23 protein-coding genes are annotated in these 22,341 nt (G+C 67.2%); 12 read left to right on the forward strand and 11 right to left on the reverse strand.

The features are described from left to right. Positions 1-17: 17 nt before the first annotated feature. The 9 genes from N2L00_RS14705 to N2L00_RS14745 all read left to right on the forward strand — a co-directional run bounded on the left by N2L00_RS14705 (position 18) and on the right by N2L00_RS14745 (position 9,725). Positions 18-983: a hypothetical protein gene (locus tag N2L00_RS14705; RefSeq protein WP_255862387.1), complete on the forward strand. Its 966-nt coding sequence runs from the start codon at positions 18-20 to the stop codon at positions 981-983. A gap of 183 nt (positions 984-1,166) precedes the next feature. Then, positions 1,167-1,958: a GNAT family N-acetyltransferase gene (locus N2L00_RS16185; RefSeq protein ID WP_308219718.1), complete on the forward strand. Its 792-nt coding sequence runs from the start codon at positions 1,167-1,169 to the stop codon at positions 1,956-1,958. 131 nt (positions 1,959-2,089) lie between these two features. Further along, entirely contained in the window at positions 2,090-3,349 is a 1,260-nt protein-coding gene (locus tag N2L00_RS14715; protein WP_255862386.1) for a glycosyltransferase 87 family protein, read from the forward strand. Positions 3,350-3,432: 83 nt separating this feature from the next. After that, positions 3,433-4,452 carry a VOC family protein gene (locus N2L00_RS14720; protein WP_255862385.1) on the forward strand — a complete coding sequence of 340 codons (1,020 nt, stop codon included), beginning with the start codon at positions 3,433-3,435 and terminating at the stop codon, positions 4,450-4,452. A gap of 4 nt (positions 4,453-4,456) precedes the next feature. Then, positions 4,457-5,431 carry a fumarylacetoacetate hydrolase family protein gene (locus N2L00_RS14725; RefSeq protein ID WP_255862384.1) on the forward strand — a complete coding sequence of 325 codons (975 nt, stop codon included), beginning with the start codon at positions 4,457-4,459 and terminating at the stop codon, positions 5,429-5,431. Between the two features lie 26 nt (positions 5,432-5,457). Next, a complete protein-coding gene (locus N2L00_RS14730; RefSeq protein ID WP_255862802.1) occupies positions 5,458-6,438 on the forward strand; it encodes a cyclase family protein in 981 nt (326 codons plus the stop codon). Between the two features lie 44 nt (positions 6,439-6,482). After that, positions 6,483-7,610, forward strand: a complete 1,128-nt coding sequence (locus N2L00_RS14735) for an FAD-dependent monooxygenase (protein ID WP_255862383.1) — start codon at positions 6,483-6,485, stop codon at positions 7,608-7,610. Beyond that, positions 7,607-8,725 carry an amidohydrolase family protein gene (locus N2L00_RS14740; protein ID WP_255862382.1) on the forward strand — a complete coding sequence of 373 codons (1,119 nt, stop codon included), beginning with the start codon at positions 7,607-7,609 and terminating at the stop codon, positions 8,723-8,725. Before N2L00_RS14735 ends, N2L00_RS14740 begins: the two co-directional genes overlap by 4 nt. Next, on the forward strand, positions 8,718-9,725 hold the full coding sequence (locus tag N2L00_RS14745) for a fumarylacetoacetate hydrolase family protein (protein ID WP_255862381.1): 1,008 nt from the start codon (positions 8,718-8,720) through the stop codon (positions 9,723-9,725). Before N2L00_RS14740 ends, N2L00_RS14745 begins: the two co-directional genes overlap by 8 nt. A gap of 32 nt (positions 9,726-9,757) precedes the next feature. On the opposite strand, the gene N2L00_RS14750 is transcribed toward N2L00_RS14745, so the two are convergent. From N2L00_RS14750 to N2L00_RS14770, 5 genes are all read right to left on the reverse strand, one after another. Beyond that, positions 9,758-10,714, reverse strand: coding sequence for a LysR family transcriptional regulator (locus N2L00_RS14750; protein WP_255862380.1), 957 nt, complete (start codon positions 10,712-10,714; stop codon positions 9,758-9,760). 70 nt (positions 10,715-10,784) lie between these two features. After that, positions 10,785-11,855 (reverse strand): ABC transporter permease, encoded by a 1,071-nt coding sequence (locus N2L00_RS14755; RefSeq protein WP_255862379.1) that lies wholly within the window; start codon positions 11,853-11,855, stop codon positions 10,785-10,787. Then, positions 11,855-13,510 (reverse strand): sugar ABC transporter ATP-binding protein, encoded by a 1,656-nt coding sequence (locus tag N2L00_RS14760; RefSeq protein ID WP_255862378.1) that lies wholly within the window; start codon positions 13,508-13,510, stop codon positions 11,855-11,857. Before N2L00_RS14760 ends, N2L00_RS14755 begins: the two co-directional genes overlap by 1 nt. After that, a complete protein-coding gene (locus N2L00_RS14765) occupies positions 13,510-14,682 on the reverse strand; it encodes a substrate-binding domain-containing protein (protein ID WP_255862377.1) in 1,173 nt (390 codons plus the stop codon). Before N2L00_RS14765 ends, N2L00_RS14760 begins: the two co-directional genes overlap by 1 nt. A 248-nt stretch (positions 14,683-14,930) precedes the next feature. Then, complete coding sequence (locus tag N2L00_RS14770) at positions 14,931-15,488, reverse strand: GNAT family N-acetyltransferase (protein WP_255765269.1); 558 nt, start codon at positions 15,486-15,488, stop codon at positions 14,931-14,933. 105 nt (positions 15,489-15,593) lie between these two features. On the opposite strand from N2L00_RS14770, the gene N2L00_RS14775 reads away from it, so the two are divergent. Both N2L00_RS14775 and N2L00_RS14780 read left to right on the forward strand, forming a co-directional pair. After that, complete coding sequence (locus N2L00_RS14775; protein WP_255765270.1) at positions 15,594-15,794, forward strand: hypothetical protein; 201 nt, start codon at positions 15,594-15,596, stop codon at positions 15,792-15,794. A gap of 31 nt (positions 15,795-15,825) precedes the next feature. Continuing rightward, the gene (locus N2L00_RS14780) at positions 15,826-16,242 is read left to right on the forward strand and encodes a hypothetical protein (protein WP_255765271.1); all 417 of its coding nucleotides are present in this window, start codon (positions 15,826-15,828) and stop codon (positions 16,240-16,242) included. Here the strand turns inward: N2L00_RS14780 and N2L00_RS14785 are convergent. From N2L00_RS14785 to bsh, 3 genes are read right to left on the reverse strand one after another with little or no spacing between them, the layout of a single operon-like run. Next, entirely contained in the window at positions 16,239-16,694 is a 456-nt protein-coding gene (locus N2L00_RS14785) for a MarR family winged helix-turn-helix transcriptional regulator (protein WP_255862376.1), read from the reverse strand. The two genes, N2L00_RS14780 and N2L00_RS14785, sit on opposite strands and share 4 nt — an antisense overlap. Beyond that, positions 16,691-17,587, reverse strand: coding sequence for an alpha/beta fold hydrolase (locus tag N2L00_RS14790; protein WP_255862375.1), 897 nt, complete (start codon positions 17,585-17,587; stop codon positions 16,691-16,693). Before N2L00_RS14790 ends, N2L00_RS14785 begins: the two co-directional genes overlap by 4 nt. Positions 17,588-17,635: 48 nt before the next feature. After that, positions 17,636-18,583 carry a choloylglycine hydrolase gene (gene bsh, locus N2L00_RS14795; protein ID WP_255765274.1) on the reverse strand — a complete coding sequence of 316 codons (948 nt, stop codon included), beginning with the start codon at positions 18,581-18,583 and terminating at the stop codon, positions 17,636-17,638. A 223-nt stretch (positions 18,584-18,806) separates the two neighbouring features. Here bsh and N2L00_RS14800 point away from each other — a divergent pair, with 223 nt between their 5' ends. Further along, complete coding sequence (locus N2L00_RS14800) at positions 18,807-19,493, forward strand: M23 family metallopeptidase (RefSeq protein ID WP_255862374.1); 687 nt, start codon at positions 18,807-18,809, stop codon at positions 19,491-19,493. 77 nt (positions 19,494-19,570) lie between these two features. Here N2L00_RS14800 and N2L00_RS14805 read toward each other — a convergent pair whose 3' ends face one another. From N2L00_RS14805 to hpaD, 3 genes are all read right to left on the reverse strand, one after another. Continuing rightward, the gene (locus N2L00_RS14805; protein WP_255862373.1) at positions 19,571-20,371 is read right to left on the reverse strand and encodes an HpcH/HpaI aldolase/citrate lyase family protein; all 801 of its coding nucleotides are present in this window, start codon (positions 20,369-20,371) and stop codon (positions 19,571-19,573) included. Further along, a complete protein-coding gene (gene hpaH, locus N2L00_RS14810; protein ID WP_255862372.1) occupies positions 20,356-21,141 on the reverse strand; it encodes a 2-oxo-hept-4-ene-1,7-dioate hydratase in 786 nt (261 codons plus the stop codon). The genes N2L00_RS14805 and hpaH overlap by 16 nt, the downstream gene beginning before the upstream one ends. Positions 21,142-21,210: 69 nt before the next feature. Beyond that, on the reverse strand, positions 21,211-22,305 hold the full coding sequence (gene hpaD, locus N2L00_RS14815; RefSeq protein WP_255862801.1) for a 3,4-dihydroxyphenylacetate 2,3-dioxygenase: 1,095 nt from the start codon (positions 22,303-22,305) through the stop codon (positions 21,211-21,213). Between the last annotated feature and the right edge of the window lie 36 nt (positions 22,306-22,341).

A 22,341-nucleotide genomic window follows, 5' to 3' on the forward strand; every position in this document is an offset into this window, starting at 1 on the left:
GTCTCGAAAGGCACACCATGAACCGCAACCGACTCTCCCCCGTTGCGCCCGCACCGGCCTCCGACCCCGCCGCACCGGCCCGGCGTCGTCGTTATCTTGCCGGCCTCGGGGTCATCGCCCTCGGAGCCGCCGCTCTCGCCGGCTGTGCCGCCGATTCCGGCCTGGCACCGGTTTCGGAGTCCTCGGCCGACCCGTTCGAAATCTATTTGGCCGAAGATATGGACGCCATCCACCTTGCCCAGGACACCCTCCGCTTCCAGTGCTACGCGGACAACGGCTATCCCGAATACGAGGCGTTCATCCCGGAGGAACCGGCAGTGCAGTGGCGCCCCGATCTGCTGGACCAGCTCACCGTTGATGACGCGTTCTTCGAAAGCGTGCAGGACGCCACGTCCAGCGGGCTCCGCGGTGAACAGTTCGGCCCGTCACCGGCCAAGGTCTTTGTGCATGACGACGCCTTCGAGGCAGTATCCGAAGCCTGCAACACAAAAGCCTGGACTGCACTGGGAGAGAACGCCGAGCAGAGCCTGATCGACTACAACCGGCTCAGCAGCAAACTGGCCGGCGGCCTGGCCGACCGGACATTTGAGGCCCTGGCCCCCCTCCAGCAGGAAGTGGTCCAGTGCCTGGTCGACGCCGGGGTGCCGGTGACGCCGGCGTCCGGCGAGCTGTACGGCTTCACATCGGACGTCGAGCTCGGTACGGCGGTGGAATACCCCGAACGCAGCGGCCCGAAGCAGGCCTCCGGGGTGGAGATCATTCCCGCCGACGTTGAAATCACGTATGCACCCACTCCCGCCGAAGCTGCCCTGGCCGTGAAGTACTACAACTGCTCCGTGGAAACGGGCGTGCGGGATGAATTCGACGCCCTGACCCTTGAGACCAAGAAAGAGGTTGTCGCCGAGCACGCAGCCGAGCTGGAGAAATCCAACCCCCGGATCGCCGAGCTTGCGGCCGCCGCTAGGGAGCTCACGGTCCGCTAACCCGACCCAGCCATGCCGGTGTCCGCCGTCACGGCGGGCACCGGTTAGACTCTGGCTGAGAAGACGCGGCGGGTCCCCGCAGCTGCACTCCGGCGGCGTCGCCTGAGTTCTGCCGGGACAACAGTCGACGTCCCGGAAGACATTCGGGAGCCCGTCTCCGTTTCAGAGTTGGAAGAAGTAGAAATGCCCGGTTACATCCCCACGCCGCCGCCGATCCGCGTTCCGGGTCCGGTCCCGTTCGCCGGAGCGGGCCAGGCGACGACGGCGGCCCTGCCCGTTATCCCGGACCTCCGCGACACGCGCCCCGCCGTCCGGGGAGGGCAGGCCGGCCCGCGCGCTCTGGAGGCGCACCGGGTGAGCGTAATCCGGGACGATCCGGGCAAAGGCGATGTCCGGGCCCTCCTCGCAGAGAACCGCGACCTGCTGTATCCCGCCGGAACGGTAGCCGCCGGCCTGACTCCTCCGTCCCTGCGGGACCCCTCCGTCACCTTCTGGACGGTCCGCGAGGACGGCACCCTGCTGGGCTGCGGCGCGTTGAAGGAACTTCCTCCCCTGTTCGGAGGCGCAGCAGGCGAATACGGCGAGATCACCTCGATGCGCACGGTCGAGTCCGCCCGCGGACGGGGTGTTGCCCAGATGCTCCTGCAGCAGATCATCACGAACGCCCGCGCCCGCGGCTACATCGCGTTGCTGCTGGAAACCGGCACCCAGGAGTTCTTTGCCTCGTCCAGGCGGCTGTATCAGCGTTCGGGTTTCACCCCGTGCCCGCCGTTCGGCAGCTACCGCGCCGATCCCAACAGCACCTTCATGTGCCTGGACCTGCGGGCCGCCGCGACCGGCCCGGCGGAAGCCGCCGCCGTCCCGGATGCCTCCCCGGAGGGCAAGGTCTATGCCAAGCCCGGGACCCTGACCGAAATTCTTGCAGCACAGCGTGCCCTGGCGGCGGCCCCGATCCCGAACCCGAGACGCCGCTGACCTTCAGCACGCGCGAAACACCCAAAGAATAAAGAGCACGACGACGCCGGGCGCTGTGTGGGCGCATCGTCACGGCCTGATCAGCCTGCCATCTCAAAGCCGCCGGAACGCCGCCGTCTAAACTGGCAGGCATGGCAATATCAACGGCGGACCCGGCGTCCCGCACCCGCACCCGGATCCTCTGGCTCGCGCTCGGCCTTCCGGTTGCGCTGCTCCTGGTGGTCCTCGGCGCCCAGATCCACGGCCTGGATTTCACCGTGTACCGCGAAGGAGCCCGGGCGTTCCTCGGCCTGGGCGAGCACCGCCTGTATGACCCGAGCCTGGTCGAAACGGACACCCGCGGCCTGCCGTTCACGTATCCGCCCTTCGCCGCCCTGCTGCTGACACCGTTCGCGGTCCTGCCCGAGGCCGTGGGGCTGGTCCTGCTGACCGCGACGTCGTGCGCCTGCCTGGTGCTGACCGCCTTCCTGGTTGCCCGCTACCTCACGGAAAACAAGGTGCTGCCGCCGCGGCTGCACACCGCCCTGGGCGGCAGCACCGGCGTTGCCGTCCTCGCCACCCTGCTGATCGGCGTGCTCGGACCGTGGCGCGAGGGCCTGGGCTTCGGCCAGATCAACCCGATGCTGATGCTCCTGATCGTCGCGGACCTGCTCCGGCCGGCGTCGTCAAAGCTTCCTCGCGGCATCCTCATCGGACTTGCGGCAGGCATCAAGCTCACCCCGCTGGCCTTCGGGCTGATCTTCCTGGTCCGCCGCGACTGGCGGGCCATCCTGACCATGGGGGCCACGTTCGCCGCCACTATTGCCGCCGGCTGGCTCGCGTCGCCGGAGCAGTCGCGGACCTTCTGGTTCGACTCGCTCTTCGATTCCGACCGTGTCGGGGACACCACGGACATGTACAACGTGTCGCTGAACTCGCTGCTCACGCATCTGGGCACACCCGAGGCGCTGCAGCGTCCGCTCTGGCTGCTGGCCTCGGCCGCCGTCGTCGTGCTGGGCTTCTTCGCCATCCGCCGCTCCGACGCCCGCGGCGACACGGTGGCGGCGATCAGCGCGAACGCCGTGGTGATGCTCGCGATCTCGCCGATTTCCTGGTTCCACCACTGGGTCTGGATCGCACTGGTGCTGCCGGCACTGTGGGTGGCGGTACGACGACGGCGGGCCGGGTGCCGCGGCGCGGGCATCGCGCTGCTGGTGGCGCTGGTGCCGGTGTTCATGCTCTCCTCGATCACCGTCACCATGATGCTCACCGGCACGGTCAGCGGCCAGGGTCCGGCGGCGCTGGAGCTGTTCACGGGCCTGGGCGTGGTGCTGCCGGTCGCGGCACTGGCGTTCTGGGCCACCGCGCCGGTGCCGGCGCATGACCATTCGTTGCATGGATACCTGCCATAGGAAAAGACTGCTTCCACAACTACGTGATGGCGATCACAGTTAGGTTCTGAAAAGCTCAGCACCTAGCGAATGTGAGAATGCCCGTGGAACGACTCCTCTCCCATCTGGCACATCTGGAGATCACCAGCCCCGACGTCGAGGCCTCCACCCGGTTCTATGTCGAGAACTTCGGCATGCGCCTGGTTGATTCCCTTGACGGCGTTTCCTATCTGCGCTGCTGGGGCGACCATTACCGGTACAGCCTGGTGGTGCGGCCGGGGGAAGAACCGTCCCTGGCGAACATGGCCTGGCGCACGGCTTCCGCTGAGGCACTCGAGGCGGCGGCGGCAAACGTGGAAGCCGCGGGGGTGCAGGGCGAATGGATTCCGGGCGGGCACGCCCACGGCAAGGCCTATCAGTTCACCGGCCCCTACGGGCACCCGATGAAACTGTTCTACGAGGTGGAGCCGTACGCAGCGGAACCCGGCTGGACATCCATCTACCCGGACCGGCCCGAGCGCCGGAGCAGCCACGCCGCGGCACCGCGGTTCCTGGACCATGTGACCGTGGCCAGCAGCGACGTCACCGGGTTCGCCGACTGGTACAGCGCCGCCCTGGGCTTCCGGATCATGGCTTTCACCACCTTGGACGAAGCACCGATCACGGTCTTCTCCGTGCTTACCACCAATGAAAAATCGCACGATCTGGGGGTGGTCATGGACACCTCGGGCCGGGCCGGACGCGTCAACCACATCGCGTTCTGGGTGGACACCCATGAGGATCTGCTGCGCGCCGCGGACGTGTTGATGGAAAACGGCACCCCGATGGAATACGGCCCCTCCATCCACGGCATCGGCGAGCAGAACTTCCTGTACTTCCGGGAGCCGAGCGCTCTGCGGGTGGAACTGAACTCGGGCGGCTACCGCAACTACGTGCCCGACTGGGAGCCACGCACCTGGACACCGTCCCAGGGATCAAACAATTTCTACCGCAACGGGGCCATGCCGCATTCGCTGACCGAATCCTTCCCGTTGGCGGACGGGTTCACCGCCACGGAGGAAGGCGCCTCGGAGGAAATGAAACAAGCGCTGCTCAACCCCTACGCCAAGCACGGCAGGGGCTGAATCGATGACCTACTCGCTGATCACGTTTCGGGACCCGGGCACCGGCGAGCCCCGGGCCGGACTGGAAACCGGCGGCCGCGTCCTGCCGCTGACGGACGCGAACCTGGACCTGCCCGGAAACAGGGTCACCCTGGAAGCGGTAGTCGAACACTGGGACAAAGCCGAGGGCCAGTTGGACCGGCTCGCGGAAGAGTCCGCCGGTGCTGCCGCCGGCTGGCTCGACTACGCGGACCTCACGGTGCTCGCGCCGCTGCGGCCGCAGCAGGTCCTGCAGGCCGGGGCCAATTACCGCCAGCACGTCATTGACCTGGCAGTGGCGCACCGCGACGGTGAAGGCACGGACGAGGAGATCCGGGAACGGACCGCCGCCACGATGGACCGGCGGGCCGCCGAGGGTACCCCGTACTTTTTCATCGGCCTCCCGACGGCGATGGCCTCCGCCACCGAGGACCTGGTGCTCCCTGGCTACAGCCAGGCCCATGACTGGGAGCTGGAGCTCGCCGCCGTCGTCGGCAAGCGGGCCTTCCGTGTGAGCCCCGAGGATGCCCTGGACTACGTCTTCGGCTACACGATGGTCAACGACATCACGACCCGTGACCTCGTCTTCCGCAAGGACATGCCGGCCATCGGCAGTGACTGGTACCGGTCCAAGAACGCCCCGGGTTTCCTGCCGACGGGACCGCTGGTGCTGCCGGCAAAGTTCGTGGCCGATCCGCAGGACCTCATGGTGACGCTGCGGCTCAACGGCAAAACCATGCAGGCAGAATCGACCGCCGACATGATCTTCACCGTGGCCCAGCTGGTTTCGCATGCCTCCCAGCAGATGCCGCTGCTGCCCGGGGACCTGATCCTGACCGGCAGCCCCGCCGGCAACGGGGCCCACTGGGGACGGATGCTCCGCGACGGCGACGTTATGGAAGGCACGATTACCGGGTTGGGAACGCAGCTAGTGCGCTGCAGGGATGAGGTGGCACCGTGACCGGAATCAATGCCGAAGACCAGGAGATGATCCGCAGCGATGACGCGCTGGGAAGCATCGAGGCGATGGCTGCTGCGCACAACAACTGGGGGCGCTGGGGGCCGGATGACGTCCTGGGCACCCTGAACTTCATCGATGAGGCCAAGCGGGTGGAGGCGGCCCGGCTGGTCCGCACCGGCCAGACGTTCTCCCTGTCCCAGCCGTTCAATACCGACGGTCCGCAGAAGGGCTGGCGCCGCCGCATCAACCCCGTCCACACCATGACCGACACCGGCACGGAAGCGGAGTTCGGCAACCAGGGATTTCCGCACGGCATCGGAGGAGCCGACGACTTCATCGCGATGCCGCTGCAGTGCTCCACGCAGTGGGACGGGCTCGGCCACATTTTCGACCGGGGAAAGGCCTGGAACGGCCGGCGGGCGGGTGCGGTGGTGACCAGCGAAGGCGACCAGCTCACCGGAATCCAGACCGCGGCGGCCCGGATCGTCACCCGGGGCGTGCTGCTCGACGTCGGCCGGGCGCTGGGACCCGGCGCGGGCAGCGGCGACGGGGAGCTGCCGGACGGATTCGCCATCACCGCCGAGCATATCGAGGCCACCATCGAGCAGCAGGGGCCCAGCTCGGAGATCCGGCGCGGTGACATCGTGGTGCTGCGCACCGGCCAATACGCCCGGACCCTGCGGCAGGGGTGGGGAGACTATGCGGGCGGGCCGGCGCCGGGACTGTCCTTCAGCATGGCGCCCTGGCTGCACCGCAGCGAGATCGCCGGAATCGCCACCGACACGTGGGGGTTCGAGGTCCGGCCGAACGAATTCGACACCGCGTTCCAGCCGCTGCACCAGATCGCCATCCCCAACCTGGGCCTCTATCTGGGCGAAATGTGGGATCCGGAGCAGCTTGCCGCGTCCTGCGCGGCGGACGGCCAATATGACTTTCTGCTGACGGCGGCCCCGCTGCCCATCACCGGCGCCGTCGGCTCGCCGGTCAATCCCATCGCCGTGAAATAAGCCGCTACATAATCCGCCGGAATGAAAACAAAGGAGTTTGCATCATGGCAGCTGTGAACAGGGTAGGCATTGTCGGGTCGGGCGCAGCCGGGTTAACGGCGGCGATTCTGCTGGCCGACGCGGGGGTGGACGTGGAAGTCCTGGAGAAAGAAGCGGCCCCGTCCCCGCTCGGCTCCGGCATCACCCTGCAGGGCAACGCCCTGCGGATCTTCCGGCAGCTCGGCATCTGGGACGAAATTGCCGCCAAGGGCTTCGCCTTCAGCGAGCTCGGCTTCCGCGCACCGGATCCGGCGGGAACAGTGCTGTCCGTGGTTGACGACGTCCGGACCGGCGGGCCGGATCTGCCCGCCACCCTGGGCATGTACCGGCCGGACCTTACCGACGCGCTCCGGCGCCGCGCCGCGGATGCCGGAGTACGGATCAGCTACGGCAGGCGGCTCAAGGGGGTGGAACAGGACACGGGTTCAGTCACCGTCATTACCGACGACGGCGACCGCCTCACCTATGACCTGCTGATCGGCGCCGACGGACTGCACTCGGCGGTGCGGACCGCGATCGGGATCACCACCGAGCCGGAGCCCACCGGAATGGGAATCTGGCGGGCGTTCGTGGACCGGCCGGCCGATGTGGTCCGCACCGATCTGACCTACGGCGGGCCCTGCTACATTGCCGGGTACTGCCCCACCGGCCAGGACAGCATGTATGCCTATCTGGTCGAGGACGCCCAGGAGCGCAGGGTGGAGGACGGACCGGAGATCATGGCCGGACTCGCGGCAGCCTACGGCGGGCCGTGGACGGAGATCCGGGCCAGCCTGGACCACAGTGCGCGGATCAACTACACCCGGTTCACTGCGCACTTGGTGGACGGACCCTGGAACCGCGGCAGGGCCGTGATTATCGGCGATGCCGCCCACAGCTGCCCGCCCACCATCGCCCAGGGTGCGGCCATGGCCGTGGAAGACGGGGCGGTCCTGGCGGATCTGCTGACCAGCCGGGAAACGCTGGATGACTCGCTCTGGACGGCCTTCACGCAGCGACGGCTGGAACGGGCCCGCACCGTCATCCGCGGATCGGTGCAGCTGGGACAGTGGATGCTCGAAGGACGGATGCGGGACGCCGACGTCCCGGGCGTGATCGCTACCGTAGCGGCAACCGTGAGCCAGCCCGCATGACCGGAAAAGAGTCCCTGCCCGCGGTGGTGGATGTCCATGCCCACGTGGTCCTTCCGGCGCTGCAGGAGTATGTGGCGGCCTGCGCTCCGGCGGAGTTTGCTGCTGCACAGGAGCTCGATGCCCGCCGGCAGGGACCCGAATCGGTGAAAATCTCCGGCGCCATGATCCGGGAACGCTGGCCGCGGCTGGTGGACCTGTCCCGGCGGCTCGCGGACATGGATGCCGCGGGAGTCGACGTGCAGCTGGTCTCGCCCTCGCCGTCGCACTATTACTATTTCGCCGGCCTGGAGCTCGGCGGGGAAATCGCCCGCCGTGCCAACACCGCGGTCATGGAGCTGGTGGCGTCCGCCCCAGGCCGGCTTGCGGGGCTGGGACTGGTTCCGTTGCAGCATCCGGAGGCCATGGTCGCGGCCCTGGAGCATGCGGTGCTGGACTGCGGCCTGCTGGGGGTGGAAATCGGGTCCTACGCCCCCGGATTCGACCGTCTCCCCGGGCAGGAACCGAACGCCGGGACCGTGGAACTGTCCGACGCCCGCCTGGAGCCTTTCTGGGCCCGGGCCGAAGAACTCGGAGCGCTCGTTTTCCTGCACCCTTTCGGCTGCTCGCTGGATGAGCGGCTGGACCGGTTCTACCTGGCGAATACCGTCTCGCAGCCGGCGGAGAACGCCGTTGCCCTCTCCCACCTGATCTTCGCCGGGGTGCTGGACCGCTACCCGGAGCTGCGGATCATCGCGGCGCACGGCGGCGGCTACCTGCCCACCACGCTCGGCCGGTCCGACCATGCCTGGCGGGTCAGGCCGGACGCACGCGTGTGCGCTGCCCCGCCGTCGTCGTACATCAGCCGCCTGTGGTTCGACTCGCTCACCCACAGTCCTGCTGAACTGCGCGCACTGGCCGGGGCCGCCGGGGCGGACCGGATCCTGCTGGGCTCCGACTATCCGTTCGACATGGGCTCAGAGGACCCGATAGGGGACGTCCGGGCCGCCGGTCTGTCCGTGGGGGAGGAACAGGCACTCCTCGCCGGCAATGCCGCAGCGCTCGGGATCCGGGCCGGCCGTGCCGAGGCCGGCGCCAGTGGTGCCGCACCCAGGGAAGGAATTGAAATCGATGGTTAAGCTCGCACGCTGGAACGACGGCGGTGAGGTCCGCTCCGGCTTCATCCATGAGGACCGGGCCTACGGGCTTCCCGGAGGACAGACTGCCAACGACCTGCTCGGGGCCGGGTTGGACGAGACCCTGGCAACCGCGGAACGGGTCATCGGAGCCGCCTCGTCCGCGCCGCTGTCCGCCGTGGTGCTGCTGGCTCCGCTGGTGCCGGCCACCCTGCGCGATTTCGTTGCTTTCGAGGAACACGTGGAGGGGATGCGGATCAGCATCGACGGCGCGCCGCCCGGCGTTATGGAGGAGTGGTACCAGGCCCCCACGTTCTACTTCAGCAATCCGCACACCATCCGGGCCACGGGTGACGAGATTCCCATCCCGGCCGGCTGCAGCCAACTGGATTTCGAGACGGAGGTCGCCGCCGTCATCGGGCGGGTTCCCGGCAGCAGCGGCAGCAACCTCAGCGCAGCGCAGGCGCAGCAGCACATCTTCGGTTACACAGTCTTTAACGACTGGTCCGCCCGGGACCTGCAGCGCCGGGAGATGAAGGTCAGCCTGGGTCCGTGCAAGGGAAAGGACTTCGCCGGCACCCTGGGTCCGTGGATTGTCACTGCCGACGAATTCGCCCACCGGCACGACTCCGACGGGTTCCTGGCCCTGCAGATGAGCGTGGTCGTTAACGGGTCTCGGGTCGGAGAGGATCTGCTGTCCAATATGGGCTGGCCGTTTGCCGAGCTGGTGGCCTACGCGTCGCAGGATTCCCGGGTGCTTCCGGGCGACGTGCTGGGGTCCGGCACCTGCGGCAGCGGCTGTCTTGCCGAACTGTGGGGACGTCTCGGTGATCAGGCTCCGCCTCCCCTGCAGACGGGGGACAGCGTCAGTATGACGGTGGAGGGCATCGGCACCATCACGAACACCGTGGGACCCCGTCGTGAAGCATCCACCCTGGTGCGTGCCCGGCCCCGGCAGCGCCTGCCGCGCAGTTACGACGGCGCCGCGGCGGCGCGGGGCTGAACGTCAGGGCCGCGGCGGCGCGGGGCTGAACGTCAGGGCTGCGGTGGCCCGCTGACCTCCGCCAGGCGGGTCACGACGGTGCTCTCCGGGTGCCGCTGGGCGCAGGCGCGCTGGACCACGGAACGGAGCCACAGGCTCGCCGGGTCTTCGGCCCGGCTGGGGTGCCAGAACATGGCCTCCACCAGCACGGGTTCCGTTTCCGCGGGAAATTCGATGATCGAAATCCCTGCTCCCCGCTGCGATTTGAGGGCGAGCATTTTCGGAACCACCGCCACCAGGTCCGTCCCTTCGACGAGCAGCGGGAGGGCAAGCAACCCGGATACCTGCGCGGCGACCCGGCGTTGAATTCCCAGGGTTTCCCAGAAGAGGTCCGCAGGGGTTTTGATCGAGGCGCCGAAGTTGCCCACCGCGTGCGGAAGCCGGCCCAGGTCCTCCGCACGGAGGGGGTCCGCCTGCAGGATGGGGTTCCCGGAATCGACCACCGCCACAAAGCTGTCCCGGAAGACCGCCTTTTTCTCCCCGGGCAGGGAGTACCCGGTGGGTCCGACCATCAGGTCGCAGCGGGTGAAATCGGCCTGATGCAGGGGCATCGCATCTCCCGAGACAACGTTGACGCTGACACCGGGTGCCTCGACCTGCAGGATGCCGCGCAGCGGTTCCAGGATCACCGTTGCTGCGTAGTCCGATGCTGCGATGGTGAACTCGCGGTCGCTGGTGAAGGGATCGAACCTGCTCCGGATGCCGGTGACCCGGTCCAGGCCCTGCAGCGCTTCGTCCACCAGCGGGACCAGATCCTGCGCCAGCGGGGTCAGCTCGAAGTGCCTGCCGGAACGGACGAGCAGCTCGTCGTCGAAATAGCGGCGCAGCCGGGAAAGGGCGGCACTTGTAGCCGGTTGACTCAGCTGCAGGTGTTCCGCCGTCCTCGAGACGTTGCGCAGCCGGAGCAGGGCCTGAAGCGTCGGTAGGAGGTTCAGATCGATGGACTTCATGCGGGACAGCATAGGCGAGCGGCTACTTGGCTCGTCTTCTTCCCATCGGGGCGGTTGAGCTGTCCTTCCACTACGTCCCTTGGCCCGAACGGCGCCGGCCGAGATAACTGGACAGCCCGACGGCGACAAGAAGCGCCATGCCGTTAAAGACCTGGTCCACCCAGTTGGCAGCGCCGCTCAGTGTCAGGCCGCTGACGCTGACCGCCACGAACAGCACTCCGAACACGGTTCCAACCACGTTGAAGCGGCCCGGCAGTATGGCGGTTGCTCCCAGGAAGACAGCTGCCAGGGCAGGGAAAAGGAGGTAGGTTCCGTTGTCCGCATTGGCCCCGCCCGTTCGTGCCGCAAGGATGACTCCTGCCAGCCCTGCCAGAGTGCCGGAGAGGCAAAAGGCGGTCTGGGTGTACCGGCGCAGCGGCAGGCCCACCAGGACGGCGGCCCGGTTGTTGGACCCAATGGCGTAGAGGGCGCGGCCGAAGGGAGTATGTGTCAGGAGATACCAGGCCAGGAAAGCGAGCACTGCCACCACGAACACCACCCGCGGCAGGCCCAGCCAGCTGCTGCTGCCGAACGTCGTGAACGCCGGATCCACGCCGATGATGGCCAGCCCGCCGGTGTACCACTGGATGAGTCCGCCCAGGAGTGTGGCCATGCCAAGGGTGGAGACGAAGGCGTTCATCCCAAAGCGTGCAACGAGGAGCCCGTTTACCGCGCCCACTACCGCAGCTACTGCCACTCCGAGTAGGCAGGACAGCCACAGCGGCAGCGAAAAATGCGCCATGGAGGCCGCCGTGACTACGCTGCTCAGGACCGCGATGCCGCCAACCGAGAAATCAAAGTGTCCTGCGACAAGGGGAAATATCAGGGCGAGGGCGACGAGGGTAACGACGGACTGGTTGGCCAGCACCACGGAGACGTTGGCTCCGCTGAGAAAGATGGAGGAACTGGCCGGGAAAACGCCGAAGAAGGCGATGATCAGGACCAGCAGCAGCGGCAGGGCGAAACGTTCCAGGTGCGCGCCCAGAAGCCGGCTTCCCTCCCTGCGTTGTGGCCGGGCCCGGGAGCTTTCCGCCCCGGCCTGGCCGGAGACTTTGGCCTTCCGGGTCTCGAGGGATCCCGCCGGTGCGTGGCTGCTGTCCATTAGTCTTCTGATCCTTCTTGAGGGGCACGGACGGGGTGATTTGCGGCCATCACGGCAGCGGCAAGCGTGCTGCGTCCGGTGTCCGCGGGGTCAAGATCGGCGACGATACGGCCTTCCACCAGGACCAGGATCCGGTCGCACAGCTCGGCGAGTTCGTCGAGGTCGCTGGAGGCCACCAGCACTCCGCACCCCTGTGCCGCGATGTCCCGCAGCGACCGGTAGATATCCCGACGGGAGGTCACATCGACTCCCTGCGTTGGTTCGTCGAGCAGGAGGAGCCGGGGTTTTCGCCGCAACCAGCGTGCCAGGATCACCTTCTGCTGGTTGCCGCCGGAGAGCCTGCTGATCGGGATCTCTATTCCGTCAGCGCGAACCGAATGGTCGGCCAGCAGCCGGTGGGTCTCATCGCGTTCCATCCGCAGGTTCATCACGAGCCTGCGCCAGTAGCGCCCGATGACGGTGGCGGAGGCGTTTTCCCGTACTCCGAGGTCCAGGAAGGCCGCGTCCCGGTGGCGGTTTTCCGGTACGAAGACGACGCCGGAACGGACTGCGTCCGCGGGAGAGGACGGTTCATGGGGTGCACCGGCCAGGCTCATGCTTCCGCCGGTCAGGGAGGTGTCTCCGAAAATCGCGCGCAGGACGGTGGAGCGGCCTGACCCGGCCAGTCCGGCCAGGCCCACGATTTCACCGGATGCCACCGAGAGGTTTACGTCTGTCAGCGGGTAGCGGGAAAGGTCCCTGCCTTCAAAGAGGGGGCTCTGCGCGCCGGTGCCCGGGGCCGGTGGCGCCGGAGTTCGAAGCACCGCGTCATTGCCGGCGGCGCTGGCCGGTCCAGCGGGTCCGGCGCCCGACATCATGTCCACGATGGCAGCGATGGACGTATCGGCCACGGGTCCGCCGCCGGCAACGATGCCGTCGCGGAGCACTGTTACGTGGTCTGCAACTTCCTCAATTTCACGGAAACGGTGCGTCACCAGCACGATTGTCTGCCCGTGGTTGGCCCGGGAGCGCAGTGCCGCCATCAGTTCCCTGGACTCGTCCTCAGCGAGAGACGCCGTCGGCTCGTCCAGCAGCAGCGTGTATTCGCTGTCCTGCTGGTCGGCGAGGGCTCGGGCCACGGCCACCATGGTTTTTTGGCTGGGCCGCAGCGAACCCAATCTGTCGGTTGCCCGGGCCGCTATGGCGTAGTGCGCCAGCAACCCGTCCACCCGGTTCTGCAATTCGCGCCAACGGATTCCGTGCAGCGGATTGGTGGGGAAACCCGCGTCCAGCGCGAAATTCTCCGCCACGCTCAGGGAGTCGAACAGGCCAAGATCCTGATGAACAAATCTCAGTCCGGCGGCACGGGCGCGGCGCGGGGTCACCTGCCTGGCCGGAAGGTTTTCTCCGTGGATGCTGATCGTGCCTGCATCGGCCTGGTAGACGCCGGCGAGGCACTTGATCAGTGTCGATTTGCCCGACCCGTTGCCCCCGAGCAGCGCATGGATGGTTCCGCCGTTGACCGTCAGGTCCACACCCGAGAGCGCTTTGGCGCCGGCGAATGACTTCACCAGCCCGTGTGCGGCCAAGGCAACGGTCCCTGCTTGGTCATCCGCACGTTCCGTGCCCGCGGCTGCCGCGGGCACGGAACGGCGGTTTTCGTTATGAGCAGCCACTACTTGCCCCAAGCCTCCAGATAGGCCTGCTTGAAATCGATTTCCGGGTTGTACGTGAAGGAGGTGCCGTCGGCGGGCATATTGGTTTCCGCGTCCACCACCTGGAGCCCGACGCCGGAGGCGGCAATCTCCTGATCAGCCAGCAGTCTCAGAGCGGTGTCCACACCGGACCAGCCGTCCCACTCCAGGCTGAAGGTAACTGATGCATCCTGTCCTTCGCCTGCCGCAATCAGGTCCAGGTTGCTGCGTTGGCCGAAGGTGCCGATGACGGCCAGCTTGTCAGAACGCTGGGAAGACACAATGGCCTGCGAGAGACCTGCCAGGAACCAGCCGTCCAGCGGAACGGAGACGGCGTTGGCGTCCGGCGCCTGGAGCAGGGCGGTGGAGAGCTTCTGCGCCATGGTGCCGGTCGCTGCGTCCTGGTTGCTCAGCTGCAGTGTTCCCACGACTTCGCAGGTGTCACAGTCCGCAAGTTCGGCGTTCAGGCCGTCGCTGATCCAGGGCCCGAACCTGGCGTCGGCGAACGTCACTTCCAGCAGCTTCAGATCGCCGTCGGTCTGGCCGATCAGCCAGTCTGCCTGCAGTTGGCCGACCATGTTCCACCACTGCTCGTTGTCCAGTCCGTCCAGCTTCTGGGTTATGCCGGAGTACAGCGGCTCACCGCCGTCGATGTCACAGTCGTTTGCACCGACCCCGACCGTAGTGATTCCTGCCGCGCGGGCTTCCTCGAGGGGGCCCTGGAAACTGGAGCAGTCCTGGCCCATCACAAGGATGACGTCCGCGTTGGCACCCACACCCTGACGGATGCAGCTGGCCCAGCCGTTGGGATTGAGTTGGCCGTCACAGATGTTGCTTTGCCAGCCGATGGCTTCCGCTGCATCCGCTGCTGCCTGGGCAGGTGTCGAGCAGGTCACCTGTGACTGCCCGCAGGAGACAATCCAGGCCGTGAGGCCTTCAGGGACTGGAACCGATTCGGTGGGCGGGGTGCCAACCGTACCTTCATAAGCGGCGGCCAAAGCGTCGGTGTTCCCGGAGGTGGCTGCCGAAGCGGATTGTGTGTCAGCGGGTTCATTCTCTGCAGTTGCCGTACTGCAGGATGCCAGAGCGAGGCTGGCAATCAGCAAGGCGCTGAGTGCGCCCGGGACCTTCATTCTCGGCTTCGTGCTTCTCATCGGGTCTCCATTGACAGTCAAAGTTGAACGTGACGTACATCACGTTGCAACCACTGTGAAGGAGCCGGACTATGTGAGGAAGAGACTAATTGGGATACCTCGTATTTGCGAAACGGATAACCACGTGTGCGGGCCCCACAAAAGAACACCTGGGCCGGCTGTTAACCAGAAACTCTGCGGGTATCCAGAAACGCTGCGGGAATGGAAACCAGGAACCGAGGCAGGACCGGCCGCAGTCTTCCCAACCGCTAGGACGGGTCTCCGCCGGAGATCCCAGGCCAGCCCAGGGCCAGGTACATCTCCGGCACCCCGGCATACTCCCGGTCCAACCCGGGAAAGTGCCCCAGTCCGGCGGCGAGGGCGGTTCGCTGGGAGCCGGTGTTCGTCGTCGTCGTGCGGGCCAGGATCGGCAGCTCCGGCATCAGCTTCCGGCCGAGGCGCACCCCTTCAACCGCTCCCTCTTTCGCGTAGCCCCTGCCCCAGACCGCCGGGTCGTAGCGGTAGTACAGATTCAGGATGGTCCGGCTGTCCACCACGGCGCGCTGCAGTCCGGTGAAACCGACGACGGTCTCCGGCGCCTCGTGTTCGGCCACCGCCCAGTAGCCGAAGCCCTCCCGGTCCCAGTGGTCCAGGAAATCCTGCAGGCTCCTTGTCACGGATTCCACGGTGGGGGTATGCGGATTGTGCCGGTTGGTCCGGGGGTCCGTGTGGATCCGGACGGCGGCATCGTAGTCCGCCCGTTCAAGCCTGCGCAGCAGCAGTCGCTCGGTGCTCAGGGGAGTCCAGTCGCTCGGGTCTTGGCGCATGCGCCCATCCTAAGCGGGGCCTCCCCCGGTTCCGTTCAACAGGCTTAGGGGAATCGAACCCCTGACCTGTCACCCGATCATGGGCAGCAAGGTATTCTTCCGAGCATGACAATTCCCGGGGGTACCGAATCCGACAACCGCTCAAGTGACGCCGTCACGTATTTCTGTGGTGCGGTCGCCATGCTGATGTTCTCAATACTCGCTTTCGGAAACGCGTCCGAATGGTTCGACTACGTTTCCGGTGCCATTTGGCTCGGTTTCGCCGCGGCACTTGGCTACCGGGGTTTCCGCCCGGGAGCGGTCTGAGCCGGATCGGCCCGAGCCTTCAATGACCCCAATGACCCCCAGAACGTTCCCTTTCTCGCCGACGTCCGCCACCTCGCTCATGGTCGGTGACTTGGTCCCCGTACAGGGCCTGTCCGGCAATTGGGCGTGCCTGCAGGTCGTGGAAGTCCGGCCTCTGAAGCGCAAGAATTTCATCGTGGCCCTGCTGCCTTGGCGCGGCGGATCGGCGCCCGGCACCGCCGAGGTGGCGGGACTCGTCCCGCTGGAACGGGCGTTGACCCGGATCGAGATCTTCACCGAAGGTCACCTGCAGGTGATCGGGAATGCAGAGCCGAACGATGCAGGGCAGGAGCGGTGGTACGGCCCGCTCTATGTGGGCAGGACAACCTCCGTGTGGGGGTGGAAGGCGACGATCCGGCTTGCCCAGGACGTTGCAGACAGCGGGCTGTCACTCGCGGACCCGGCCTAGTCCAGCACCCGGCCCACATGCTGCAGCCAGCGCGCGACGACGGCCAGCTCCTCGGCGCTGAACCCGTCGGTAATCTTCCCGTTCAACTCGCTTAGGGCCGCTTGCACGACGCCGAGCGCGGCCTTCCCGTCGGCGGTCAGGTTCACCCGGATGGTCCGGCGGTCGGCCGGATCCGGTGCACGGGTGATGAGTCCGGCCTTTTCCAGCCGGGACAGTAGCCCGCTCAGCCCGGCCGGCGAGGAGTCCACTGCTTCGGCCACCTCGCCGGTGCTCGCGCCGGGACGGGTGGCCAGATACAGCAGCACCCCGGCGGCCGGTGCGCTCAGTCCGCGGTCCTCGCCCCGGCGTCCGATCCACCGCCGCAGCCTTCGCTCGGCGGTCAGCGTCAGGAAGATCAGCCGCGGCGGACGCCGACCAGCGCCACCCGTTCCGCCGTTGCCTCCCGCGGTCATGTCCGGTTCGCGATCCGCCCGTCCAGCCAGGCGAGGACTTCGGGCCACAGCTTGTCCTTGACGCCGCGTCGGAAGAAGCCCATGTGCCCAATGGTGGGTACCCCGGCGTCGTCGGGCGAGTAGGTACGCCGCTCCAGCGGGGCGTTGGTGAGCCGGCTGTAGATGGCGTTGATCTGTCCCGGGGTGGCCCAGAGGTCGTCGGTGAAGCCGATGGACAGCACCTCGGTCTTGACCCGGGCTGCGCGTTCGGCGGCGTCCATGCTGGGATCGTCGAAGAAGTAGTTGGGCCGGCGGGACCAGGAGCTCCACTCGAGCATGGCGCCGCCGGGCATGTCCTCACCCAGGCCCATTTTCCGGCCCGGCACGGCGCCGAGCAGCCGGCCGGTAAGCGGGCCGAGGACCCGCAGGACCAGTCCCACGCGCAGCCGCTCCTTCGGATCCTGGATGGTCTTGGTGACGCCGGCGTGCGAGGCGATGGCCACGAATCCGAGCAGTCCGTCCGTGCCGTTGTTCAGGGCCATCGCATGTCCGCCGATACTGTGCCCTACGGCCAGGCGCGGCAGGTCCGGGAACCGCGCGGCCATCCAGTCCGCGGCGGCGGGCACATCCTGGCCCATCCAGTCGCGCATCCGCAGCTTCCGGTTGGCCTTCGGACTGCCGGAGGCACCGGTTCCGCGGTAGTCGTAGGTCAGGACCGCGTACCCGTTTTCGGCCAGGTATTCGCTGAAGCCGGTGTACAGCCGCTCGGCCACCGCCGTGGCGGGGTGGATGACGACGGCGGCGCGGGGCGCGTCGTCGTCCGGCAGGCGCAGGGTGCCGGCGAGCGCGCCGCCCGCAGGGACGGGGATGCTGATCCGTTCGGACGTGACGGCTGACACACTATTATTTCGCATGCGAAGTAATCTACACGGGACAGCGGGTTTCGGGTACCCCTCGAAGCCCTACACCACCACAAGCTCCGTTCCGTCGGCCGCATGGTCGGCCAGCGCGACGCTCTGGATCGCCGGATCCTCATAGGTATTCCAGTAGTAGGTCATCGTCCGGGACGAGAAGAGCCCGGTGTAGGTGGTCTTCTCAAACTCGCCCGAGCCCATGGCCGCACTGCCGTCCACCATCGCAACCCCCTGCAGGGTATGGAACGCGCGGCTGACGTTGTCCTCTTCCGTCGTCTTGGGCGGGTAGTGCGCGTGGACGTAGGCCGCGCGCACAAACCGCGACGGCGAGTAGTAGTCGCCGGGGATCCCCCGCATCAGCGACCCCGAGCCGAACGGGGCCAAGTGTGCCTGGTTGAGCACAACCTCCTCGGGGAAATCGGGCGAGGCATTGAGGTAGTTGCGCAGGTTCTCGTGGTGCCAGCCGAAGCCGGGCTGGTTGGCCAGGACGTCAACGTCGTCGTGGAAGACGTGCATGCCGTCGTGTGTGTACTCCACCACGATGGATCGCGTCGAGTCGCCGATCAGCCAGTGCAGCAGCGAGCTCGGGTACTTCTCGTTGATCGGTTTGTCTACGATCACGACGTCGTCCAGTGCGGCCTCGACCTCGTCCACGGTGGAGAACTGGGAGGCCACCCAGAGCGGAAACTCGAAGGCGGCGACGTTCACCGCGCCGAAGGCCGGTTCGGACGCGTACTCCGCGTACCCCGGAAAGTTGAGGCCGCCGACGGCCAGGCCTGCGTCGTTTCCGCAGTCGAAGTACAGGGGCGTGTCTTCCTGAACGATGCCCATGCCGATGACGGCATGCTGGATCTTCGGCACCGCCCCGAAGGGCGACTTCGTGGCGTACCCGGTGGGCGTCACCACCACCCGCTCCCCGAAGTCAGACGTCCAGTCGAGGTTACGCGCGAAATAGAGGTTGCCGCTGCCGTCCGAGAACCTGATGCCTGTGCACATATGGATGCTCCCTGTTGCGGCGAAGCCCTGACGGTGCTTCGCCTGTTCGGTGGACCTATGCCGGAGAAGTTGCCCAGGAGTTACGGTGCCAACCAGCCCGCACCCTCCGTGCGCTTTCAGGTTAGGTCCGAACCCCGTGTCCGCGGCAGTCTCCCCGCCCTTCTCGAACCCGAAACCGCGCAGGTCATCGTGCACGAGGGGCGGCGTGCCTATAAAGGGAACCATGATGAACACCCCCGACACCCCGCTGGAGGTCTCCCTCCCCTTCACCGGGAAATGGAAGGTGCAGAACAGTCCCCTGCGGCGGGTGCCCAGCCACGGCACGCATCTGCTCGCCACTACCTACGCCATCGACTTTGTGGGCGTGGACGACGCCGGCCGGTCGGCTCCCGCGGTCAGCTGGCGTACCGCGTTCGGCACCGAGCCGCCGGAGCTGTTCTTCGCCTTCGGTCGCCCGATCCTGGCTCCGGTCAGCGGACAGGTGGTTACCGTGCACGACGGCGAAGCGGACCACGAGGCCCGCCGGTCGCAGCTGGCCCTCATCCCCTACCTGCTGGGCCAGCAGGCGCGGCTGCGGCAGGGCGCCGGGGCGATTGCCGGGAACTACGTCCTTGTCGAGACGTCCGACGGCGGCCCGGTGGTCGGGGTGATGCACCTGCGCTCCGGCTCGATCCGGGTTGGCACCGGTGAGCAGGTCCGCGAAGGCCAGCAGCTCGGGGACTGTGGGAACTCGGGCAACTCCACCCAGCCCCACGTGCATGTGCAGGCCATGGACGGAGCCGACCCGTGGACCGCCCGCGGATTGCCGCTGGTGTTCCGGTCCTTCGGTGAGAAGCCTGCCCGCGGCCGCACGTTTATCCCACGGGAGAACATGCTGCCGCAGGAGGCTTCGACGGTGGAAGCGCCCTGATGCACCCCAGCCGGGGCAGGCCTTATCCCCGCTCCGCCGCCGCACCAAAGGGGTCCGCCACCGTCCGCAGGCTTAAGTCAGTAACTCGCGCGCACGTCGTCATCCGCGGCAGGGAGATATTTAGCAGCCAGGGCTTCGCTGCCCCGGGCCAGGAGCGCGACGTCGGCACCCACCAGGATGAAGTCCACGCCGGCGTCGATATACCGGCGGGCAGTGGCCTCGGCGAACGCGTTCACGCCCACCGGTTTCCCGGCGGCCTTCACCATCCGGATGCAGTGCTCGACGGCGGCAATCACGTCGGGATGCTCCTGCTGGCCGAGGTGGCCCATGGACGCGGCGAGGTCCGCCGGCCCGATGAACAGCCCGTCCACCCCGTCGACGGCGGCAATCGCCTCCACGTTTTCGACGGCGGCGGCGGTCTCGATCTGCACCAGCAGCGTCACGGACTCGGCGGCATTCTCGAGGTACCCCTCGATCCGGTTCCAGCGCGAGGCGCGGGCCAGGGCGCTGCCCACCCCGCGGATGCCCAGCGGCGGATACCGGACGGCCCGGACCAGCTCGGCGGCCTGTTCCGGGGTATCGACCATGGGAATCAGCAGGTTCTGCGCGCCCAGGTCCAGGTACTGCTTGAGCAGCACCGCGTCCCCAATCGGCGGGCGGACCACCGCGGTGACCGGATAGCCATGCACGGCCTGCAGCTGGGCCAGCAGGGACTCGATCCCGTTGGGGCTGTGCTCGGCGTCGATCAGCAGCCAGTCCAGCCCGGACCCGGCGCAGATTTCGGCGACCAGCGGGCTGCCGGAGCAGACCCACATGCCGGTCTGCCGGCCCCCGGCGGCCAGCCGGGCGGCGAAGGTTTCTTCTACTCGAAGCGGCATGTGATGGTTCCCAACGGTCCGTAGTCGGCAAAGACGGTGTCGCCCTTGTATACCCACATCGGGCGGGTGAAGGAGCCGGCGAGGATGATTTCCCCGGCCTCCAGCGAGGTGCCGTGCACGGCGAGCTTGTTCGCCAGCCAGTACACGCCGGCGGCGGGATGGTTCAGCACTCCGGCGGCGACGCCGGTTTCCTCGATGCCCTGGTTGCGGTAGAGCAGGGCCGACACCCAGCGCAGGTCGACGTCGGCCGGCCGCACCGGGTTCCCGCCGACCACCATGGCGCCCATCGCCGCGTTGTCCGCGATGGTGTCCACGATGGTCCGGCCCTCCATCTCGATCCGGGAATCCAGGATTTCCAGTGCGGGCACCACGTAGTCCGTGGCGTCCAGGACGTCGAACAGCGTGCAGTTCGGCCCGGAGAGCGGCTTGCCCAGCACAAACGCCAGCTCCACCTCGATCCGCGGGTGCGTGTACCGGTCCCACTCCAGGGTGCAGCCGTTTTCCAGCACCATGTCGTCGAGGATGACGCCGTAGTCGGGTTCGGTGATGCCGGTGGCGGCCTGCATGGCCTTGGAGGTGAGGCCGATCTTGTGGCCGGCCAGGGACCGCCCGGAGGCGATCATCCGTTCCCGCCACAGGTTCTGCACGGCATAGGAGTCATCGATGGTCATGTCCGGGTAGCGCTCGGTCAGGCGCGGCACCGGAGTGCGGGTGCGTTGGGCTTCGAGCAGCTCATCGGCCACCGCCCGGAGAGTCTGGTTATCTAGCACGGCGATTCCTTGGTGTTCGGAGGATGCGACGACGACGACGGCGGCTTCAGCGCCGTCGTCGGGCCCGGTCTAGAGCTGGGTGCCGATCTTGAAGCCCTGCGCGGGCTCGCCGGAGGAGCTGTCGTCGTCGTCGGGGCGGGTGTAGGAGAACCCGTCCGCGCCGATGGTGACCGCCATTTCGGAGGTTTCGGTGCGGGCGGTGAGCGGCTGCGGGTTGCCGTCCAGATCCAGCACCAGGGAGGCCTCGGTGTACCAGGACGGGACCACGGGATTGCCCCACCAGTCGCGGCGCTGGTTGTCGTGGACGTCCCAAGTGATGGTCGGGTTGTCCGGATCGCCCGTGTAGTAGTCCTGCGTGTAGATCTCGATGCGGTGGTCGTCCGGATCCAGGATGTAGAGGTAGAAGGCGTTGGAGACGCCGTGCCGGCCGGGGCCGCGTTCAATCCGGTCGGAGATGCGCAGGGCGCCCATCTTGTCGCAGATCTGGATGATGTTGTGCTTTTCGTGCGTGGCGAAGGCCATGTGGTGCATGCGCGGGCCGTCGCCGCCGGTCAGGGCGGTGTCATGGACGGTGTGCTTGCGGTGCATCCAGGCGGCGTAGGTGACGCCGTCGGAATCCTTGATGTCCTCGGAGACGCGGAAGCCGAGGTCCTCCAGGTAGGCGCGGCCGCGGGGCACGTCCGGGGTGACCTGGTTGAAGTGGTCCAGGCGGACCAGTTCGCCGGCGGAGTAGAGGTCGTAGCGCTGGGTGAGGCGTTCCACGTGCTCGGTTTCGTAGAAGAACTCGTAGGGGAATCCCAGCGGGTCCTCCACGCGTACGGAGTCGCCGATGCCCTTCACGAAGCCGTCCTTGCGGCGCTCGGTGCGGCAGCCCAGTTCCTGGTAGTACACCTCGGCCACGTCCACATCCTCCGGGGTGCGGACGCGGTAGGCCAGGGCGGCGACGGCGGCCACCGGGCCCTTGCGCAGCACCAGGTTGTGGTGGATGAACTCCTCCAGGGAGCGCAGGTAGATGGCGTTCTCGTCCTCTTCGGTGACGTGCAGGCCGAGGACATCCACGTAGAACTTCCGGGACCGTTCCAGGTCGGTGACCACCAGGTCCGTGTAGGCGCAGCGGACGATGTCCGGCGGGGCGATGCTGGGGGTGGGAATGCGGTTTTCGATCTCCATGGTTTTGCTCCTTTGCAAAAGGCGGGGGAA

This window comes from Arthrobacter sp. zg-Y1171, from assembly GCF_025244845.1.
Taxonomy (GTDB): Bacteria; Actinomycetota; Actinomycetes; order Actinomycetales; family Micrococcaceae; genus Arthrobacter_B.

Coding starts and splice junctions, on each gene's coding strand:
- N2L00_RS14705 (WP_255862387.1), top strand. CDS start 18: ATGAACCGCAACCGACTCTCCCCCGTTGCGCCCGCACCGGCCTCCGAC.
- N2L00_RS16185 (WP_308219718.1), top strand. CDS start 1,167: ATGCCCGGTTACATCCCCACGCCGCCGCCGATCCGCGTTCCGGGTCCG.
- N2L00_RS14715 (WP_255862386.1), top strand. CDS start 2,090: ATGGCAATATCAACGGCGGACCCGGCGTCCCGCACCCGCACCCGGATC.
- N2L00_RS14725 (WP_255862384.1), top strand. CDS start 4,457: ATGACCTACTCGCTGATCACGTTTCGGGACCCGGGCACCGGCGAGCCC.
- N2L00_RS14730 (WP_255862802.1), top strand. CDS start 5,458: ATGATCCGCAGCGATGACGCGCTGGGAAGCATCGAGGCGATGGCTGCT.
- N2L00_RS14735 (WP_255862383.1), top strand. CDS start 6,483: ATGGCAGCTGTGAACAGGGTAGGCATTGTCGGGTCGGGCGCAGCCGGG.
- N2L00_RS14740 (WP_255862382.1), top strand. CDS start 7,607: ATGACCGGAAAAGAGTCCCTGCCCGCGGTGGTGGATGTCCATGCCCAC.
- N2L00_RS14745 (WP_255862381.1), top strand. CDS start 8,718: ATGGTTAAGCTCGCACGCTGGAACGACGGCGGTGAGGTCCGCTCCGGC.
- N2L00_RS14750 (WP_255862380.1), bottom strand. CDS start 10,714: ATGAAGTCCATCGATCTGAACCTCCTACCGACGCTTCAGGCCCTGCTC.
- N2L00_RS14755 (WP_255862379.1), bottom strand. CDS start 11,855: ATGGACAGCAGCCACGCACCGGCGGGATCCCTCGAGACCCGGAAGGCC.
- N2L00_RS14765 (WP_255862377.1), bottom strand. CDS start 14,682: ATGAGAAGCACGAAGCCGAGAATGAAGGTCCCGGGCGCACTCAGCGCC.
- N2L00_RS14770 (WP_255765269.1), bottom strand. CDS start 15,488: ATGCGCCAAGACCCGAGCGACTGGACTCCCCTGAGCACCGAGCGACTG.
- N2L00_RS14775 (WP_255765270.1), top strand. CDS start 15,594: ATGACAATTCCCGGGGGTACCGAATCCGACAACCGCTCAAGTGACGCC.
- N2L00_RS14780 (WP_255765271.1), top strand. CDS start 15,826: ATGACCCCCAGAACGTTCCCTTTCTCGCCGACGTCCGCCACCTCGCTC.
- N2L00_RS14785 (WP_255862376.1), bottom strand. CDS start 16,694: ATGACCGCGGGAGGCAACGGCGGAACGGGTGGCGCTGGTCGGCGTCCG.
- N2L00_RS14790 (WP_255862375.1), bottom strand. CDS start 17,587: ATGCGAAATAATAGTGTGTCAGCCGTCACGTCCGAACGGATCAGCATC.
- bsh (WP_255765274.1), bottom strand. CDS start 18,583: ATGTGCACAGGCATCAGGTTCTCGGACGGCAGCGGCAACCTCTATTTC.
- N2L00_RS14800 (WP_255862374.1), top strand. CDS start 18,807: ATGATGAACACCCCCGACACCCCGCTGGAGGTCTCCCTCCCCTTCACC.
- N2L00_RS14805 (WP_255862373.1), bottom strand. CDS start 20,371: ATGCCGCTTCGAGTAGAAGAAACCTTCGCCGCCCGGCTGGCCGCCGGG.